The following is a 17686-nucleotide window of genomic DNA, read 5'->3' on the forward strand; positions in this document are numbered from 1 at the left end:
CCGCCCGCCCCCATCGACACCGCCGCCCGCGCACCGGCGGCGCGGTTCGACGGCAACGTCGAGCCGCACTACACCTTTGACAATTTCGTCGAGGGCCGCAGCAACCAGCTGGCGCGCGCCGCCGCCTTTGCCGCGGCGCAAAAGCCCGGCGAACGCAGCCACAATCCGGTTCTCCTGTACGGCAGCACCGGGCTGGGCAAGACCCATCTGATGCACGCGGCCGGCAACGAGATGATCCGGCTCAATCCCGGCGCCCGGGTGCTCTACCTGCGATCGACGACGTTCTACGAGGCGTTTTTCCGCGCGCTGCAGGACAAGACCACCGACCAGTTCAAGCGCCAGTTCCAGAAAATCGACGCGCTGCTGATCGACGACATCCATTTCTTCGCCGGCAAGGACCGCACGCAGGAGGAGTTCTTCCACACCTTCAATGCGCTGTTCGACGGCCGCCAGCAGATCATCATGACCTGCGACCGTTACCCGCGCGAAGTCGAAGGTCTGGAACCGCGGCTGAAATCGCGGCTGGGCTGGGGCCTGTCGGTGGCGATCGATCCGCCGGATTTCGAGACTCGCGCCCAGATCGTGCTGTCCAAGGCGCACGAACGCGGCGTGGTGCTTCCCGACGCGGTCGCCCAGCTGATCGCCAAGAAGATGCGCAGCAACGTGCGCGAGCTGGAAGGCGCCATCAACAAGCTGACGGCGCAGGCGGGCTTCCTCGGGCGGGCGGTGACGGTGGAATTCGCCCAGGAAACCCTGCGCGACCTGTGGCGCGCCCAACAACAGGCGATCAGCATCGCCAATATCCAGAAGGCCGTGGCAGACTACTATGGGCTGCAGCTCAAGGAGATGCTGGGGGACAAGCGCACCCGTTCGCTGGCGCGCCCGCGGCAGATGGCCATGGCGCTGGCCAAGGAGTTGACCGAACACAGCTTGCCGGAGATCGGGCACCAGTTCGGCAACCGCGACCACACCACCGTCATGCACGCGCACAGAAAGATCAAGGAACTCAGGGAGAGCGACAGCAAGCTGCACGAGGATTGGGAAAAGCTGGTCCGGAAACTCAGCGAGTGAGGCGGAGGGGTTGGGGACAGGTTGTGGATAATCGGTGGATGGTTCCGGTTCCGGAAAAGCATCCACAGTTTGTACCCAGGCAACCCGCCTGCTTGTCCAGACTGTTTGTTTGTTGAAAATATCATTAAAATCAACAAGATGTATTAGTTATCCCAAGGTTTCCGAAAGCCCACCACCGCTGTTTTCCATATTTATCCATAGAACAGCAGGTTGGCTCTCCGGATCGCGCATTCACGGTATCCATTCAGATCGTTCAATCAGGATTGAGGGGCTCACATGCGGTTTTCCCTGCAACGCGAGGTTCTGCTCAAGCCGTTGGCGCAAGTGGCCAACGTGGTCGAACGCCGACATACGTTGCCGGTGCTGGCCAATCTTCTCGTCCGGGTGCAGGCGGGCCTGCTCGCGCTGACCGGCACCGACCTGGAAGTCGAGATGGTGTCCCGGATCGCGGTGGACGATGCCGAGGACGGGGAAACCACGATTCCGGCCCGCAAGCTGTTCGAGATTGTGCGCGCCCTGCCGGACGGCAGCCGGGTGACGCTCAACCAGCACGGCGACAAGGTGACCGTCCAGGCCGGACGCAGCCGCTTCACCCTGACCTGCCTGCCTGCCAACGATTTCCCGTCGCTCGATGAGGTGGATGCGACCGATCGCGTCCAGGTGCCGGAAACCGGCCTGCGCGAGCTGCTGGAGCGCACCGCCTTCGCGATGGCGCAGCAGGACGTGCGGTTCTATCTGAATGGCCTGCTGTTCGACCTGCGCGACGGTCTGCTGCGCTGCGTGGCCACCGACGGCCACCGCCTGGCCCTGTGCGAAATCCCGCTGGAGGAAGGCCACGCCGGCAAGCGCCAGATCATCGTGCCCCGCAAGGGGGTGCTGGAGTTGCAGCGGCTGCTGGAAGGCAGCGATCGCCAGCTGGAGTTGGAGCTCGGCAAGGGGCATATCCGGGTCAAGCGCGACGACGTCACCTTCACCAGCAAGCTGATCGACGGCAAGTTCCCGGACTACGAAGCGGTGATCCCGATCGGCGCCAAGCTGGAGGTCAAGGTCGACCGCGAGGCGCTGCGCGCGGCCCTGCAGCGCACCTCGATCCTGTCGAACGAGAAATACCGCGGGATTCGGGTCGAGGTGTCCCGCAACCTGCTGCGGGTCAGCGCACATAACCCGGAACAGGAAGAAGCGCAGGAAGAACTCGAAGCGCAAACAACCGTGGACGAACTGGCGATCGGGTTCAACGTCACCTATCTGCTGGATGCGCTGGGGTCGCTGCGCGACGAATACGTCATCCTGATGCTGCGCGACGCCAATTCCTCGGCGCTGGTGCGCGGTGCCGACAATGCGCGTGCACGCCACGTGGTCATGCCGCTGCGGCTGTGACCGCTGCGGCCGCGATTGCCGGGTTCCGGTCGTCCGGCCGTGCTTGAGGCTTCGGTGAGGATCGAACGGCTGCGCTTGCAGCACTTTCGCTGCTTCGAGCAGGCGGAGTTCCGTCCGGAACCCGGTTTCAACCTGTTGACCGGAGCCAATGGCAGCGGCAAGACCAGCGTGCTGGAAGCCCTGCACCTGCTGGCGCATGGTCGCAGCTTTCGTGGTCGTGTTCGCGACGGCCTGGTCCAACGCGGTCGGGCGGCGCTTGAAGTGGTGGTGGATTGGCAAGCCGGAGACGAAGTGTCGCGCCGCGCTGGCCTGCGACATGCCGGCAGTCAATGGCAGGCTCGCCTCGACGGGCAAGAGGTGCAACAGCTCGGGCAACTCGTGGCCGCGCTGACCGTGGTCAGCTTCGAACCCGGGAGCCATGCGCTGATCGAGGGAGGCAGCGAAAACCGTCGCCGTTATCTCGATTGGGGTCTGTTTCACGTGGAACAGGATTTCCTTTCGTTCTGGCGGCGCTACATGCGCGCGCTCAAACAACGCAACGCCCTGCTGCGACAACGCGGCTCCAGTGCCCAACTGGAAGGCTGGGAACGTGAACTGACGGTCCACGGCGAGCTGTTGACCCATCAACGGGAAGCCCATGTTGCTGGATTGCAGCCCCATCTGGAGCAGTGCATCGCGCTGCTGCTGCCCGAATTGGGTGCGATCACGCTTCGTTTGTCCCCCGGATGGAAAGCCGGCGAGCTTGGTCTGGGGGACACCCTGCTGCTGTCGCGGGAGCGGGATCTCCAGCTTGGGCACACCTCGGTGGGTCCGCATCGCGCCGATCTGAAGATCGCCCTGGATGGGGTGACGGCCGAATGCCTGTCCCGCGGGCAGACCAAGCAACTGGCCTTGGCGTTGGTGCTGGCGCAAGCCCGGTATCTGGCGAAAGCCTTCGGATATTGGCCCGTCCTGCAGTTGGATGATCTGGGCGCGGAACTGGATCGCGCCCACCAGGAGCGCACGCTGGATGTGATTGAACGCAGCGGTGCGCAGGTATTGATCACGGGAACCGAGATTCCCGCAACCCTGGCTGGGCGTGTCGGGGGAATGGCTGTGTTTCACGTGGAACGGGGCCAAATCCAGCGGGTCGACTGAACGGCTTCGGCAATCGGTCCGGGCAACACCCCGATGCGCTTGCTATAATGTGCACCTCTATAGCTAATGTGTTCCGGCGCAGCGCAGGCCGCGTCCCCGGAGTCGGGTGCCTTGATGCAAGAAACCGATCAGATCGCGGGCGGGATGCCCGAATCCTCCAATACTCCCAACGCCTCCAAGTACGATTCCAGCCGGATCACCGTCCTGCACGGCTTGGAAGCCGTGCGCAAACGGCCGGGCATGTACATCGGCGACGTCCACGACGGCACCGGATTGCACCACATGGTGTTCGAGGTGGTGGACAACTCCATCGACGAGGCGCTGGCGGGGTTTGCCGACGAAATCCGGGTGACGATCCACGCGGACGGTTCCGTCAGCGTGCTCGACAACGGGCGCGGGATTCCGGTCGACATCCACAAGGAAGAGGGTGTTTCGGCGGCCCAGGTCATCATGACCGTGCTGCACGCCGGCGGAAAGTTCGACGACAACAGCTACAAGGTGTCCGGCGGCCTGCACGGCGTGGGCGTCAGCGTGGTGAACGCGCTTTCGGGCAAGCTGACCCTGGACATCTGGCGCGACGGCGGCCACCACCAGCAGGAATACGCGATGGGCGAGCCGGTCCATCCGCTGCGCCGGGTCGGCGCGGACGAGGGGCGGCGCGGCACCCTGGTGCGCTTCTGGCCGGCGGCGGCGGTGTTCACCAACACGGAATTCCACTACGAGATCCTGGCCCGTCGCCTGCGGGAACTGTCCTTCCTCAACTCGGGCGTGCGCATCGCCCTGATCGACGAGCGCGGCGACGACAGCGGCGAGGTGCGGCAGGACCTGTTCCATTACCAGGGGGGCATCCGCAGCTTCGTGGAGCACCTGGCACAGACCAAGACCCCGCTGCATCCGGCGGTGATCTCGATCAAGGGCGAGATGAGCGGCATCGTGGTGGAGGCGGCCCTGCAGTGGACCGACAGCTATCAGGAAACGATGTTCTGCTTCACCAACAACATCCCGCAGAAGGACGGGGGAACCCACCTGCAGGGCTTCCGCTCGGCGCTGACCCGGGTCCTGGGCAAGTACATCGAACAAAGCGGAATCGCCAAGCAGGCCAAGCTGGACCTGAACGGCGACGACATGCGCGAAGGCATGATCGCGGTGCTCTCGGTCAAGGTGCCCGACCCCAGCTTCTCCAGCCAGACCAAGGAAAAGCTCGTTTCGTCCGACGTGCGGCCGGCCGTCGAGAACGTCATGGCCGACCAGCTGGAGGCCTTCCTGCAGGAACACCCGAACGAGGCCAAGGCGATCGTCGGCAAGATCGTCGACGCCGCCCGCGCCCGCGAGGCCGCCCGCAAGGCGCGCGACCTGAGCCGCCGCAAGGGCGCACTGGACGTGGCCGGTCTGCCCGGCAAGCTGGCCGATTGCTCCGAGAAAGACCCGGCGCTGTCGGAACTGTTCATCGTCGAGGGCGACTCGGCCGGCGGTTCCGCCAAGCAGGGCCGCAACCGCAAGACCCAGGCCGTGCTGCCGCTGCGCGGCAAGATTTTGAACGTCGAACGCGCGCGCTTCGACCGCATGCTGGCCAGCGCCGAAGTCGGCACCCTGATTACCGCGCTGGGGACCGGTATCGGCAAGGATGAATATAACCCGGATAAATTACGCTACCACCGCGTCATCATCATGACCGACGCCGACGTCGATGGCAGCCATATCCGCACCCTGCTGCTGACCTTCTTCTACCGGCAGATGCCCGAGCTGATCGACCGCGGCCACATCTACATCGGCCTACCGCCGCTGTACAAGGTCAAACAGGGCAAGAACGAGCTGTACCTGAAGGACGATGCGGCTCTTGACGCCTACCTCGCCGGCAATGCGGTCGAAGGCGCGGCGCTGTACCCGGCCGCGGGCGAGCCTCCGATCGAGGGTTTGGCCCTGGAGAAGCTGCTGCTGGCGTGGGCGCGGGCCAGGGAAATCGTGGCGCACCAGGCGCACCGGTTCGACACGGGCGTGCTGGAGGCGCTGATCGACTTCATCCCGCTGGATTCCGAATCGATTGCCCGCCACGGCGACATGCACGCGGCGCTGGAGGCGCTGGCGGGCCGGTTGAATTTGTCCGGACTGGGCAAGCCGCGCTATGCGCTGCGCTGGCAGCCGGCCGAAGCCGGCCGCCCGGCCGCGCTGCTGGTGACCCGGGCGCATATGGGCGAAGAGCTGACCCAGATCCTGCCGCAGGCGCTGTTCGAGCATGGCGAACTCAAGCCCATCCGCGAGGCGGCCGCCCTCCTGCACGATCTGGTGCGCCCCGGCGCCCGCGTCACCCGCGGCAAAAGCGCGCAGGACGTCGCCAGCTTCGCCCAGGCACAGGCCTGGCTGCTGGATGAGGCGAAGAAGGGGCGTCAGATCCAGCGCTTCAAGGGCCTGGGCGAGATGAACCCCGAACAGCTCTGGGACACCACCGTCAACCCGGAAACCCGACGCCTGCTGCAGGTCCGGCTCGACGATGCGGCCGACGCCGATGCCGTCTTCAGCATGCTGATGGGCGATGTGGTCGAACCGCGGCGCGACTTCATCGAGACCAATGCGCTGAAGGTGTCCAATCTCGACATCTGAGGCGACGCAGGACAAGTCCGGGATCGTGCGGCACCGCCATGACCGGGACGGCGCTTATTGCGCTGCGGCGGGCGTATCGTTGGAGCGCGCGCTAGAATCCAGTGGCTCGTGGACGCAATGAAGGTGCGCTCACAACAACCCGCGGGAGCGATCCAGGCCATCCGGCACGGTTTCGCTCTCCACCAGCCATGGCTACCATTGCGCTTGCCGCAGCGGTAGCGGAAACCACGCCATTGAGGTGATCCCATGACCCAGATCCATCATCGTCCGCTGGTTGTTGCCCTGGCCCTGGGGCTGGGTGCGCTCACCCTCGCGCCTCAGGCGTGGGCCCAGATGGAACAACAACAAAGGCCCATGACCATGCGCGAGCAGCGCGCTGCGCGGCAGGCCGAATTGAACCGGGGCAATGAAGAGGCCGCCGAGCAGAACAAGCCGGCGGTGTATCCGAACGCAACCCGCCAGCAGCCTGACGGCAAGGCCTCGCCGAGACTCCTGCCCAAGCTGAAGAAGATGCAGGAGCGCTTCGAGAAGGACGACTGGGCAGGCGTCATGGCCGATGCCGATGCCATTGGCGCTTCGTCCGACGCCAGCGCCTACGACAAATCCTTTGCCTATTCGATGGCCGGCAATGCCGCCGCCAGCGCCGATCAGCAGGCCAAGGCGGCGGAGTATTTCGCCAAGGCCATCGCGGCCAACGGGCTCGACAACGACAGCCACTACGCGACCATGTACAACCTTGCCGTGATCCAATATGGGGAAGAGCAATACCCTGCGGCGCTGGCGACGATGGATCGCTTCCTGGCGGAAACCAAGTCGGACAAACCCGAGCACCTGTCGTTCCGTGCCGGCATTCTTGCCAACATGGGGCGCGATGCCGAAGCGGCAGTGGTCTACCAGGATCTTGTGGCGAAGAATCCCGACGACAAACGGCTGCTGATGAACGCGGTGGCCGCGCTGCAGGGCGCTGAAAAATTCGATCAGGCCAACGTCTTGCTGGAAGGAGCCTTCAAGCGCGGCATGCTGACCGAGGAGCGCGAGCTGCGCTCGCTCTACGTGGGCTACATGAATGCGCAACGATGGGACGATGCGCAGCGGGTGATCGAAGACGGCGTCGCCAAGGGCATTCTCAAGCCCGGGCCCGACCTGGCGAATGCGTACCAGTTGCTGGCCCAGAATGCGTTCTTCGCCGACAAGGTTCCGCTGGCCATCGAGCTCTACACCCGAGCGCTGCCGATGGCGCCGGATGGCGAGGTCTATCTCAACCTGGCCAAGGTTCTGGCATACGCTGGCCGCAAGGCCGAAGCCAGGGAAGCCGCTCGGCAGGCGTTGGCCAAGGGCGTCAAGAAGCCGGAAGAAGCCAATCGCATCATCGCGCAATGAGAACTGCATCACGCGGTTGAGTCCCCGTGCCGGGTTTGGCATGGAACAAGTGCAGGCAATTCGTGTAAGCTAGGAAGTTCTGGCGGCAATCGCCCCACAGTGCAAATCTCCCGTCGTCTTCGCGGCGGAACCCCATTCCAGAGCCGTGCGCATGACGGAAGATTTCCCCCAACACCAGTTTGCGAACAACCGGGCAGATGGAATGAGCTGGCCGCGCATTGCCGGCTACAGTTTCGCCATAGCGATCCACGTGGCCATCGTGCTGGTGCTGCTGACCCCGCTGCAGCCCCCGGCCCAGGAGTCGGCGAAAAACGATTCGGTGAGCGTGACGTTCATCGAACCGCCGCCGCCGCCGCCGCCGCCACCACCACCACCGCCGGATCAGCCCAAACCGCTGACGCCGCCGAAGGAGTTGGCGCCGCCGCGGCCGACCCCGATCCCGCCGCCGCCGGAAGCGCCGCCGGTGGTGCTCACCGAATCGCGTCCGATCGATTCGGTCGCGCCGCCGCCGTCGCCGCCGTCGCCGCCAGCGCCGGTTGCCGACATTGCCGGCAGCGTCGATCCCTCCTCGAAGAACATGAACCCGCCGCGCTATCCGCCGGAAGAAAACCGCCGCGGAATCACCGGCACCGTGGTGTTGATCATCAGTATCGATGCCAGCGGCGGCGTGCTGGACGTCGAGGTCCAGCGTAGCAGCGGCAACCGCAATCTGGATCGTGCGGCCATGCAGGCGGCACGCAAATGGCGCTTCAACCCCGAAGTCAGGAACGGCCAGAAAGTCGCCAGTCGGGTTCTCGTTCCGGTCGACTTCAGGCAGTAGCCCTACGTCGGCAATAGCATCCAAGATCCATCGTTTCCACCCCGCGTCATCCCAGCGTCACCCTGATGAAACACCCCATCCACGACACCCAAAGGTAAGCGTATGTTGCAAGAAACTGCTGCCGCCGCACCTGCCGCCGCCGGAGGCAACAACGCCGCCGCGCTCCAGCAGATGGGCTTCGACCACCTGATCCAGAACTTCGACTTCATGGGCTGGATCGTGTTCCTGACCCTGCTCATCATGTCGCTGATGTCCTGGTACTGGATCATCATCAACGCCATCAAGAACGCGCGCCTGAAGGGCCGTGCCGAGCGCGTGGTCACCACGTTCTGGGAAACCAGCAACGCGCAGGATGCGATCCGCTACATGGAAGAGCAGCCGCGTTCCGAGCCGTTCTCCAAGATCGCCCTCGATGCCGCCCAGGCGACCGCACACCACCAGCGCCAGGACGGCTCGCCGCTGGCCGAATCGCTCAGCCGCTCCGAGTTCGTCGACCGCGCCCTGCGTCAGGCCGTCACCCGCGAGTCACTGCGCCTTGAGGACGGTCTGACCGTGCTGGCGACCGTGGGTTCGGCGGCGCCGTTCGTCGGCCTGCTCGGCACCGTGTGGGGCATCTACAACGCCCTGATCCGCATCGGCGCTTCGGGCGATGCCTCGATCTCGGCGGTGGCCGGTCCGGTGGGTGAAGCGCTGATCATGACCGCGTTCGGTCTGTTCGCCGCGATCCCGGCGCTGCTGGCCTACAACGCCTTCGTGCGCTTCAACCGCATCACCAACAACCAGTTCGACACGTTCGCGCACGACCTGCACGACTTCTTCGCCACCGGTTCGCGCGTGGGCGAGAACGGTCGCTGATCGCAACTGACGGAGAGCCCTGACCATGGGAGCCAGTGTCGGCAAAGAAGACGGTGCGCCGATGGCGGAAATCAACGTCACGCCCCTCGTGGACGTGATGTTGGTGCTGCTGATCATCTTCATGATCACCACGCCGCTGATGAACCACAAGATCAAGGTCCAGCTCCCTGAAGCGGTGGTTCACAAGCAGAACGAAGAGAAGAAAGTCCAGCAGACGCCGATCACCATCACGGTTACGGAAACGGGCGACTTGTTCCTGAACGACGAGCCCTCGACCAAGCCGGCGATCGAAAGCCGGCTGTCGGTGGCGGCGCAGGCGCAACCACAGCCGCCGGTCCAGATCCGCGCCGATTCGACCACGCCCTATCGCTTGGTGGGTGAGGTGGTGAAGATCGCGCAGTCCCAGGGCATGGCCAAGGTCGGCTTCGTCACCACCCCGCCCAAGCGCAGGCTGTAAGGAGTTTCGCAATGGCTTCCAACGCTAGCGCAATGGCGGATATCAACGTCACGCCCCTGGTGGACGTGCTGCTGGTGCTGCTGATCATCTTCATGGTGACGATGCCGATCCAGTCGATTCCAGTGGACGTCGATCTGCCGCAGAAGACCGATACCCCGGTCGAACCGCCGCCGAATCCGCCGGATCCGATCAAGCTGCGGATCGACGCATCGGGACAGGTGTTCTGGAACGATTCGCCGGCCGCGGTGGACGAGCTGGAATCGAAGATGACGGAAGAAGTGCAGCGCGATCCGGGCAACCAGCCCGAGCTGCAGATCGATACCAACGAATCCGCGCAGTACGGCGTGCTGGCCAAGGTGCTGGTTGCCGCCAAGAATGCGCGAATGGTCAAGATCGGCTTCGTCCAGAACTGATATCAAAACTTTCAACGCCCCGGTCTGCGGGGCACGTCGTGGATGACGAACGCCGCCCGGGCGAAAGCAAGGGCGGCGTTTTTTTCACTCCTGTTGCTATTTCTTAGACGCGGATTGGCGCGGATGAACGCGGAGAGAACATCATCCATGTTCGACCGACTGTCGCGCCCGCGCAGACAGAAGTGATGGCCGTAGTGCGGTGTCCTGTGGCCACGAGCGGTTATTGCGCGATTGGCAGCCTGATTCCATGGATTGCGGCAGATCAAATCCATTGAAACGGCTTTATCCGCGTTCATCCGCGCCAATACGCGTCCAAAGACGCTCTCCCCCGGATGCCGCCCTGCCTATGCCGTCCGCGCGTCCACCAGCTGCCGGTAGGCGCGCACCGTGGGCGCCAGCCCTGCGTACAGCGCCTCGCCGATCAGGGCGTGGCCGATCGACACTTCCCGCACGTCCGGAACGGCGGCGAGGAAGCGGCCGAGGTTGGCCTGGTCGAGGTCGTGGCCGGCGTTGACCGCAAGGCCCGCGGCCTGGGCTGCGGCTGCCGTGGCCGCCGCCGCGGCCAGGGCGGCCTCCGGAGCGCCCGCGGCGAAGGCTTCGGCATAGGGGCCGGTAAACAGTTCGACCCGCTGGGCACCGAGCGTCGCGGCCATGCCGACGTCCGGATTGCCGACATCGACGAACACGCTGACCCGGCAGCCCAGCGCGCGAAACGCCGCGATCTGCGAACGCAGCGCGGCACCGTCGCGACGGAAATGGAAGCCGTGGTCGGAAGTGAGCTGACCGTCGCCATCCGGAACCAGGGTCACCTGCGCCGGGCGTGCGGATTGGCACAGCGCCAGCAGGCCGGGATAGCCCGGGCGTGGCGGTGCGAAAGGATTGCCTTCGATGTTGAATTCGACGCCGTGCTGCGCGCACAGCGCGGCCAGATCGGCCACATCGTCGGCGCGGATGTGGCGCGCGTCCGGGCGCGGATGCACGGTCAGTCCGTGCGCGCCGGCGTCCAGGCAGGTCCGGCCGGCGCGGACGACGTCGGGCTCACGGCCACCGCGCGCGTTGCGCAGCAGGGCGATCTTGTTGAGGTTGACGCTGAGGGCGGTCATTGCGCCGGATTCAGGGCGCGTCGTCCTGTGCTTCCTCGGCGCGGCGCGCCTGCGCCTGCTCGCGCAAGCGCCTCAACTCGGCCGGATCGATCATCAACGAGGCGTCGCGCCCCACGTCGGCGACGTGGGCCTGGTACATGCCCATCACCCACAGGATGAAAAACACCAGCGCCGCCAGAAGGCAGCCGGCCAGAATCGCCGTCGAAGTCGTGAAGAAGCCGAACACGAAGGCGCCGATCGCCAGAAGCAGGAACAGCCAGTGCATGGAAACGACCCGTTGTCCGTCCGATGTCGGCAGTGTACGACGGCGCGGCCGAACTTGGCAGGTGGCGGCGGCCTACAGCAGCGGCGCCAGCAGGCGCGCCAGGGCTTCAGGCAGGCGCCGGGTGAGCAGGGGCTGGGCGCGGTCGACGCGCACGGGTGCCGCGGTGGCGATCTCCCCCTCGAGCAGGGTGGAAAGCTTTTCGGCGAAGACCGCGTCGTCGATCAGCATCGAGGCTTCGAAATTGAGCCGGAAACTGCGTTGGTCGAAATTGGCGCTGCCGACGATGGCGAGGTGGTCGTCCACCAGCAGCGCCTTGCTGTGCAGCATGCGCGGGCCGTATTCGTAAACCTTGACGCCGGCATCCAGCAGCGCGTCGTAGTACGAGCGCACGCACCAGGTCACCAGCCGGCTGTCGCTCATTTTCGGCACCAGCAGGCGCACGTCGAGGCCGCCCAGCGCCGATGAGGTCAGTGCCATCATTGCCGCTTCGCCGGGGACGAAATACGGGGTGGCCAGCCAGACCCGCGACTCGGCGGCATGAATGGCGTGGACGTGCAGGCGATGGATGGCTTCCCACGGCGAGTCCGGACCGGAGGCGAGGAGCTGGACGCGCGCGGCACCGTCGCAGGCTTTCGGCATGGCGCAGGCGAGCTCTTGGATGAACTCGCGGCGGCCGGTCGCATAGACCCAGTCGTCGATGAACAGATCCTGCAGCTTGCGGACGATCTCGCCTTCCATCCGCAGATGAAGGTCGCGGTAGGCATCGGGACGCACCCGCGGGTCTTCCTCGTCGGTCAGGTTGATGCCGCCGATGAAGCCGACCGCGCCGTCGACGATCGCCAGCTTGCGGTGGGTGCGCAAATTGACCCACGGACGTCGCCAGGGCACCCAGATCCGGCCCGGGTGGAACCAGGCCAGCTCGCCGCCGGCATCGCGCAGCGGACGGAAGAAACCGGATCGGGCCCGGCTGGAACCGACCGCGTCCAGCAGCAGGCGCACGGCAACCCCGGCTCTGGCGCGTTCGGCGAGCGCGGCGACGATCGCCTGGCCGGTGCGGTCCGGTTCGAGGATGTAGTACTCGAGGTGCACGTGGTGGCGCGCGCGCGCAATTGCATCGAGCAGCGCCGGATATTTTTCGCAACCATCCACCAGCAGCTCGGTGTTGCAGGCGGTGGTGGGCGCGTAGCCGGACGTGTTCTTTGCCAAGGTGCGCAGTTCCAGTGCGACCGGTGTCGGTGCGGGATCCGGTTCCGGCAGGCCGGCGCGGATCCGGCGGCGAGCGCGGTGCCGGGTCAGCCGCGGCGGTCCGAACACGTAGTAGATGAAAAATCCGAGATAGGGCAGAACCGCCAGGCTGATCAGCCAGCTCAAGGTGGCGGCCGGCTCACGCTTTTGCAGCACGATCCAGACGCCCAGCCCCAGCAGGTACAGCATCCAGCCGGCGGCCAGCCAGGCGCGCACGTGGGGAATTCCCTGCATCGCATTCCACAGTTGCAGCAGCACGAGCTCCATCCGCCGGCCTCAGCGGCACGCCTGCGGAAGCGGGGCCGCGACCGGTGCGAACGTCGGGATGGGGAAGCCTTCGGACATGGGTCGATCTCGGGCGTGGCGCACTCACGACTGTCCGGACTTTTCCGTGCCGGCGCAAGCGCCGCGGAATACCGGTGCGAAAATTCAGCCGAACGGCAGCAGCGGGCCGTGCATCCACAGCCAGCGCGACATCCAGGCACTGATCAGCCCGGTGAGCACCGTCAGCGGCAATCCGATCCGCATGAAATCGGAGAAACGGTATTGGCCGGGACCGAGGATGAGCAGGTTGCCGTGATGGCCGATCGGGGTCAGGAAGGCCACCACCGCACCGAGCGCGGTGCACACCACGAACGGCGCCGGCGGCAACCCCAGCGCCTGTGCCATCGCGATCGAAATCGGGCCGAGCAGGGCGGTGGTGGCGGCATCGCTCATCACCTGGGTCAGCAGGGCCGCCAGCGTGAACACCACCAGCAGGATGGCCAGAGGGGGCCAGTGGGCGATGACGTGGGTCAGGCCGCCGGCCAGCAGTGCCGCGGTGCCGGTTTGTTCCATCGCGATCCCGAGCGGAATCACGCCGGCGATCATCACGAAGATGCGGGCGTCGATGCTGCGGTAGGCCTGTTCGACGTCGATGCAGCGGGTGACGACCATGGCCAGGGCGCCGAACAGGAACGCCAGCTGCGGCGGCAGCCACTCGGTGACGGCCGCGAGGATGGTGGCGCCGAGGATGATCAACGCCAGCGGCGCGCGCAGGCGGCGTTTGGCCTCGCCGGCAAAAGGCACCAGCAGCAGGAAGCCGTGGTGCGTGGCCAGGTCGGCGAAGTGCGATGGCGTGCCCCACAGCACCAGCAGGTCGCCCTCGCGCAGGCGCGCGTCGGACAGGCGCTCGGCCATCTGCTCGCCGCGCCGCCACAATCCGGCGATGACGGTATGGAAGCGACGCGCGAAATCGAGTTCGCGGATGCTGTGGCCGATGAACTCCGAACCTGGCGCCACCACCGCCTGCACCAGCTGGGCGTGGCCGGCCTCGCTGTCGGCCAGGCCGCCGAAGCGGGCGATGGCGTTGAGATCCAGGCCGGGATCGTCGTGCAGCGACAGCAGTTCGTCGGCGGCGGCTTCCACCAGCAGGATGTCGCCGCCCAGCAGGGGGCTGTTGCTGCCCAGGTCGTCGCGGCGCTTGCCGTCGCGCAACCAGCCCACCAGGCGAAAGCGCTGGCCCAGCGCCTTTTCCAGATCCGAGAAGGGACGCGTGCACCAGTGGCCTTCCCGCACCACCGCCAGCTCGGTGCGATAGCGGTCCAGCCGCAGGTAGGCATCGTCGATCTGCTGGCCGCTGCGCTTGGGCAGCAGCCAGCGGGTGAGCAGCATGTAGGCGGTGCTCATCAGCACCAGCGCGATGCCGATCGGGGTGATCGAGAAAATCCCCAGCCCGGGCTCGCCGGTGCGCTGCAGCATGTCGTTGGCGAGCAGGAAGGCGGGCGCGCTGAACAGGGTCAAGGTGGTGCCGATCGAGGCCGCCAGCGACATCGGCATCAACAGGCGCGAGGCCGGCAAGTGGCGGTTGCGGGCGTGTCGCAGCAACAGCGGCAGCATCATTGCCGTCACCATGACGTGGTGGGTGAAGGCGGCGAGCAGGGCTACCAACGGCATCACCACCGCGATCGTGCGGCTTTCCGAATTGCCCGAGGCGCGTTCGATCCAGCGGCCGATCCGCTCGCTGATGCCGGTGGTGCCCAAGGCGCCGGAGATCACGAACACCGCGGCGACGATGATCGCCGGTTCGCTGGAGAACCCCGACAGCGCCTGGTCGCCGTTGAGCAATCCTGTCAGCACCAGCGCGCACAGGATCAGCAGCGCCGTCACGTCGATGCGCAACTTTTCGGTGATGAACAGGTACAGGCCGCCGATCAGGATCAGCCCGAACAGGAGTTGCGACCAGAGGGCGGGATTGAGCAGCACGAACGCCGGAACGCGACAGGTGCCGGACCGTCAGGCCAGGCGGGCGTCGAAATCGCGGTGGTAGCCCACGGCGGCTTCCACCTCGTGGCGGGAGCCGAGGAAGACCGGCACCCGCTGGTGCAACTGGCTCGGCTGGACTTCCAGCATCCGCACCCGGCCGGTGCTGGCCGCGCCGCCGGCCTGTTCGACCAGGAAGCTCATGGGATTGGCTTCATACATCAGCCGCAGTTTGCCGCCCTTGGCCGCGCACTTGCTGTCCAAGGGGTAGCTGAAGATGCCACCGCGGGTGAGGATGCGATGCACGTCGGCAACCATGGAAGCCACCCAGCGCATGTTGAAGTCCTTGCCGCGCGGGCCCTCCTTGCCCTTGAGCAGGTCGGCGACATAGGCCTGCATCGGCGGTTCCCAGAAGCGCTGGTTGGACATGTTGACCGCGAATTCCCGGGTTTCCTCGGGAATGCGGATGTCGCGGGAGGTCAGCAGGAAGCTGCCGACTTCGCGGTCGAGGGTGAAGGCATGGGTGCCGTGGCCGACGGTGAGCACCAGGGTGGTCTGAGGCCCGTAGACGCAGTAGCCGGCGGCCACCTGGGCGGTGCCCGGCTGCAGGAAGTCGGCGTCGGTGGGGTTGCTTACGCCCTCGGGGCAGCGCAGCACCGAAAAGATGGTCCCGACCGAGACGTTGACGTCGATGTTGGAGCTGCCGTCAAGCGGATCGAACAGCAGCAGGTAGTTGCCGTGCGGGTAGGTGTCGGGGATCGGCTGGGAGGTGTCCATTTCCTCGGAGGCCAGTCCGGCCAGGTGGCCACCCCAGGCGTTGGCTTCCAGCAGGATCTCGTTGCTGATGACGTCGAGCTTCTTCTGCGCCTCGCCCTGGATGTTGATGCTGGCGTGGCCCGGAGCTCCGGCTTCGCCCAGCACGCCGCCGAGGGCGCCCTTGCCCACGGCAACGGAAATCTGCTTGCAGGCGCGCGCGACCACCTCGACCAGCAGCCGCAGTTCGGCGTTGATGTGTCCGGCGCGCTGCGCCTCGATCAGGAAACGGGTGAGTGCGATGTTGGCGTTGGTCGTCATGGAGGCCTCCCGGGCGTGGCGTGGGCCATTGTCGCCCAAAGCGCACGCGGAAGGCGCCGTTCACATGCGGTGTTGTGACGGCGAGGCGATGCCGCAGAGGCGTGGCTTCGCCGGCCGATAACCGGATCGTACCTCAGACGTCGCCGTCGTCGGGCCAGCCTTCGCCGGTGCCACGCTGGTAGACGGTGTCGCTGTCCAGCACGCTTCCGGCGGCCAGCAGGGGCTGCTGGGCAACTTGCCGATAGATCGGTGTGAAGTCCGGCCGGGTGGCCTCGATCAGCTGTTCGTAGCTGTCGATGACGAAATAGGTCTTCTGGTAGCTGTCAATCCGGTAGCGGGTGCGCATGATCCGCTCAAGATCGAAGGCGATCCGGTTCGGGGAAGCGCTTTCCACGCTGTAAACCGACTCGCCCGCGGAGCTGGCGATGCCGGCGCCGTAGATGCGCATCTGGCCGTGTTCGCGCATCAGCCCGAACTCGACCGTGTACCAGTACAGCCGCGCCAGCTGCATCAGCGCGTCCTGGCCAAGCCCGTGCGCCTTGACCCCGCCCTGACCGTAGGCGACGAGGTAGTCGGCGAAATCCTTGTCCATCAGCGGCGGAACGTGGCCGAACAGGTCGTGGAACAGGTCGGGTTCGGCGATGTAGTCGATCTGGTCCGGGCGCCGGATCCACCAGGTGACGGGAAAGCGGCGGTTGGCCAGATGGGTGAAGAAATCCAGTTCCGGCAGCAGGCCCTCGACGCCGATGATCTGCCAACCGGTGGTATCGCCGAGAATCTTGTTCAGTTCCGAAAACTTCGGGATCCGGTCCGGCGTCATCCGCATGGTGTCCTGCGCACGCAGGAAGGCGTCGCAGGCGCGGCCCGGCAGCACCTTGCGCTGGCGGGCGTACAGCTGGCGCCAGACGTCGTGGTCGATGTCGCTGTAGTCCTCCCACGGCTGCTCGATGACGGCGGTGGTGTAAACCGGGACCGAACCACGGTCGGTCTGGATATTTTCGACGCGGCGGGGCTGCGAGTTCATGGCGTGGGCCTTTGGAAGACGGACTGCACCCGCCAGCATAGACGCATGATGGCGCAAGTTGCGTGTGAAATTGCTCGAATCGCGGCTATTAGCGCAATATCATTGCGTCAATACCTAAATACGGGGTTGAAATGTCCGCTGCCGAGCTGGATCGCACCGATTTGCTGCTCCTTGCGCTGTTGCAGCGCGACGGTCGCCAGACCAATGCCGAGCTGGCGGAACAGGTGCACCTGTCGGCTTCGGCCTGCCTGCGCCGGGTGCAGCGGCTGGAGCGCGAGGGCGTGATCGTCGGCTACCGCGCCGAGGTGGATCCGGAACGGCTGGGACTGGGTCTGCAGGCGTTCGTGCGGGTGCAGTTGAAAAGCCATGACGCCAGACGCGTCGACGCGTTCGCGCGTCAGGTGAACCGCTGGCCCGAGGTCGTGGCCTGCCATGCGCTGACCGGCGACATGGATTACCTGCTGCATGTCGTCGTTGGCGGGCTGGAACACTTCTCCCGCTTCCTGCTCGACCAGCTGCTGGCGCAGGGCGACGTGGGCGACGTCAACTCCAGCTTCGTCCTGCGCACGGTCAAGCGCGCCCGCGCCCTAGGGATGCCGCCGGCGTAGGCCGGCGGCCCGCAATTG

17 protein-coding genes are annotated in these 17686 nt (G+C 65.7%); 10 read left to right on the plus strand and 7 right to left on the minus strand.

Annotated elements, in window-relative coordinates; all coding sequences use genetic code 11:
* From dnaA to Q0X16_RS01170, 9 genes are all read left to right on the plus strand, one after another.
* A partial coding sequence (dnaA, locus tag Q0X16_RS01130; RefSeq protein ID WP_297829751.1) for a chromosomal replication initiator protein DnaA occupies window positions 1-1071 on the plus strand: 1071 nt, incomplete at its 5' end.
* 276 nt (window positions 1072-1347) lie between these two features.
* Window positions 1348-2448, plus strand: coding sequence for a DNA polymerase III subunit beta (gene dnaN / locus Q0X16_RS01135; protein ID WP_297829753.1), 1101 nt, complete (start codon window positions 1348-1350; stop codon window positions 2446-2448).
* A 54-nt stretch (window positions 2449-2502) separates the two neighbouring features.
* Window positions 2503-3585, plus strand: coding sequence for a DNA replication/repair protein RecF (gene recF / locus Q0X16_RS01140; protein ID WP_297829755.1), 1083 nt, complete (start codon window positions 2503-2505; stop codon window positions 3583-3585).
* Between the two features lie 144 nt (window positions 3586-3729).
* Window positions 3730-6183: a DNA topoisomerase (ATP-hydrolyzing) subunit B gene (gene gyrB, locus Q0X16_RS01145; RefSeq protein WP_297829878.1), complete on the plus strand. Its 2454-nt coding sequence runs from the start codon at window positions 3730-3732 to the stop codon at window positions 6181-6183.
* A 246-nt stretch (window positions 6184-6429) separates the two neighbouring features.
* Entirely contained in the window at window positions 6430-7563 is a 1134-nt protein-coding gene (locus Q0X16_RS01150) for a hypothetical protein (RefSeq protein WP_297829757.1), read from the plus strand.
* A 151-nt stretch (window positions 7564-7714) separates the two neighbouring features.
* On the plus strand, window positions 7715-8383 hold the full coding sequence (locus Q0X16_RS01155; protein WP_297829759.1) for an energy transducer TonB: 669 nt from the start codon (window positions 7715-7717) through the stop codon (window positions 8381-8383).
* Window positions 8384-8485: 102 nt separating this feature from the next.
* Window positions 8486-9238 carry a MotA/TolQ/ExbB proton channel family protein gene (locus Q0X16_RS01160; RefSeq protein WP_297829761.1) on the plus strand — a complete coding sequence of 251 codons (753 nt, stop codon included), beginning with the start codon at window positions 8486-8488 and terminating at the stop codon, window positions 9236-9238.
* A 25-nt stretch (window positions 9239-9263) separates the two neighbouring features.
* On the plus strand, window positions 9264-9695 hold the full coding sequence (locus tag Q0X16_RS01165; protein ID WP_297829763.1) for a biopolymer transporter ExbD: 432 nt from the start codon (window positions 9264-9266) through the stop codon (window positions 9693-9695).
* A gap of 32 nt (window positions 9696-9727) precedes the next feature.
* Complete coding sequence (locus tag Q0X16_RS01170) at window positions 9728-10108, plus strand: biopolymer transporter ExbD (protein WP_297829879.1); 381 nt, start codon at window positions 9728-9730, stop codon at window positions 10106-10108.
* A gap of 11 nt (window positions 10109-10119) precedes the next feature.
* Here Q0X16_RS01170 and Q0X16_RS01175 read toward each other — a convergent pair whose 3' ends face one another.
* From Q0X16_RS01175 to phhA, 7 genes are all read right to left on the minus strand, one after another.
* Window positions 10120-10404, minus strand: coding sequence for a hypothetical protein (locus tag Q0X16_RS01175; RefSeq protein WP_297829765.1), 285 nt, complete (start codon window positions 10402-10404; stop codon window positions 10120-10122).
* A 48-nt stretch (window positions 10405-10452) separates the two neighbouring features.
* Window positions 10453-11211, minus strand: a complete 759-nt coding sequence (locus Q0X16_RS01180) for a pyridoxine 5'-phosphate synthase (RefSeq protein WP_297829766.1) — start codon at window positions 11209-11211, stop codon at window positions 10453-10455.
* Between the two features lie 10 nt (window positions 11212-11221).
* Window positions 11222-11476 (minus strand): hypothetical protein, encoded by a 255-nt coding sequence (locus tag Q0X16_RS01185; RefSeq protein ID WP_297829768.1) that lies wholly within the window; start codon window positions 11474-11476, stop codon window positions 11222-11224.
* A gap of 72 nt (window positions 11477-11548) precedes the next feature.
* A complete protein-coding gene (gene cls, locus Q0X16_RS01190; RefSeq protein ID WP_297829770.1) occupies window positions 11549-12988 on the minus strand; it encodes a cardiolipin synthase in 1440 nt (479 codons plus the stop codon).
* Between the two features lie 162 nt (window positions 12989-13150).
* The gene (locus tag Q0X16_RS01195) at window positions 13151-14965 is read right to left on the minus strand and encodes an SLC13 family permease (protein WP_297829772.1); all 1815 of its coding nucleotides are present in this window, start codon (window positions 14963-14965) and stop codon (window positions 13151-13153) included.
* A gap of 30 nt (window positions 14966-14995) precedes the next feature.
* Window positions 14996-16036 carry a class 1 fructose-bisphosphatase gene (locus Q0X16_RS01200; RefSeq protein ID WP_297829774.1) on the minus strand — a complete coding sequence of 347 codons (1041 nt, stop codon included), beginning with the start codon at window positions 16034-16036 and terminating at the stop codon, window positions 14996-14998.
* Between the two features lie 133 nt (window positions 16037-16169).
* A complete protein-coding gene (phhA, locus tag Q0X16_RS01205) occupies window positions 16170-17060 on the minus strand; it encodes a phenylalanine 4-monooxygenase (RefSeq protein WP_297829776.1) in 891 nt (296 codons plus the stop codon).
* A gap of 131 nt (window positions 17061-17191) precedes the next feature.
* On the opposite strand from phhA, the gene Q0X16_RS01210 reads away from it, so the two are divergent.
* Entirely contained in the window at window positions 17192-17668 is a 477-nt protein-coding gene (locus tag Q0X16_RS01210; RefSeq protein WP_297829778.1) for an Lrp/AsnC family transcriptional regulator, read from the plus strand.
* Window positions 17669-17686 lie beyond the last annotated feature (18 nt).

The organism is Thermomonas sp. (assembly GCF_025993755.1).
GTDB lineage: Bacteria > Pseudomonadota > Gammaproteobacteria > Xanthomonadales > Xanthomonadaceae > Thermomonas.

Excerpts from the sequence above, each read along its gene's own strand:
- Q0X16_RS01210 (WP_297829778.1), top strand. The coding sequence starts at position 17,192 with ATGTCCGCTGCCGAGCTGGATCGCACCGATTTGCTGCTCCTTGCGCTG.
- Q0X16_RS01180 (WP_297829766.1), bottom strand. The coding sequence starts at position 11,211 with ATGACCGCCCTCAGCGTCAACCTCAACAAGATCGCCCTGCTGCGCAAC.
- Q0X16_RS01200 (WP_297829774.1), bottom strand. The coding sequence starts at position 16,036 with ATGACGACCAACGCCAACATCGCACTCACCCGTTTCCTGATCGAGGCG.
- Q0X16_RS01185 (WP_297829768.1), bottom strand. The coding sequence starts at position 11,476 with ATGCACTGGCTGTTCCTGCTTCTGGCGATCGGCGCCTTCGTGTTCGGC.
- phhA (WP_297829776.1), bottom strand. The coding sequence starts at position 17,060 with ATGAACTCGCAGCCCCGCCGCGTCGAAAATATCCAGACCGACCGTGGT.
- Q0X16_RS01165 (WP_297829763.1), top strand. The coding sequence starts at position 9,264 with ATGGGAGCCAGTGTCGGCAAAGAAGACGGTGCGCCGATGGCGGAAATC.
- Q0X16_RS01150 (WP_297829757.1), top strand. The coding sequence starts at position 6,430 with ATGACCCAGATCCATCATCGTCCGCTGGTTGTTGCCCTGGCCCTGGGG.
- Q0X16_RS01155 (WP_297829759.1), top strand. The coding sequence starts at position 7,715 with ATGACGGAAGATTTCCCCCAACACCAGTTTGCGAACAACCGGGCAGAT.
- Q0X16_RS01160 (WP_297829761.1), top strand. The coding sequence starts at position 8,486 with ATGTTGCAAGAAACTGCTGCCGCCGCACCTGCCGCCGCCGGAGGCAAC.
- Q0X16_RS01170 (WP_297829879.1), top strand. The coding sequence starts at position 9,728 with ATGGCGGATATCAACGTCACGCCCCTGGTGGACGTGCTGCTGGTGCTG.
- cls (WP_297829770.1), bottom strand. The coding sequence starts at position 12,988 with ATGGAGCTCGTGCTGCTGCAACTGTGGAATGCGATGCAGGGAATTCCC.
- gyrB (WP_297829878.1), top strand. The coding sequence starts at position 3,730 with ATGCCCGAATCCTCCAATACTCCCAACGCCTCCAAGTACGATTCCAGC.
- Q0X16_RS01175 (WP_297829765.1), bottom strand. The coding sequence starts at position 10,404 with ATGAACGCGGATAAAGCCGTTTCAATGGATTTGATCTGCCGCAATCCA.
- dnaN (WP_297829753.1), top strand. The coding sequence starts at position 1,348 with ATGCGGTTTTCCCTGCAACGCGAGGTTCTGCTCAAGCCGTTGGCGCAA.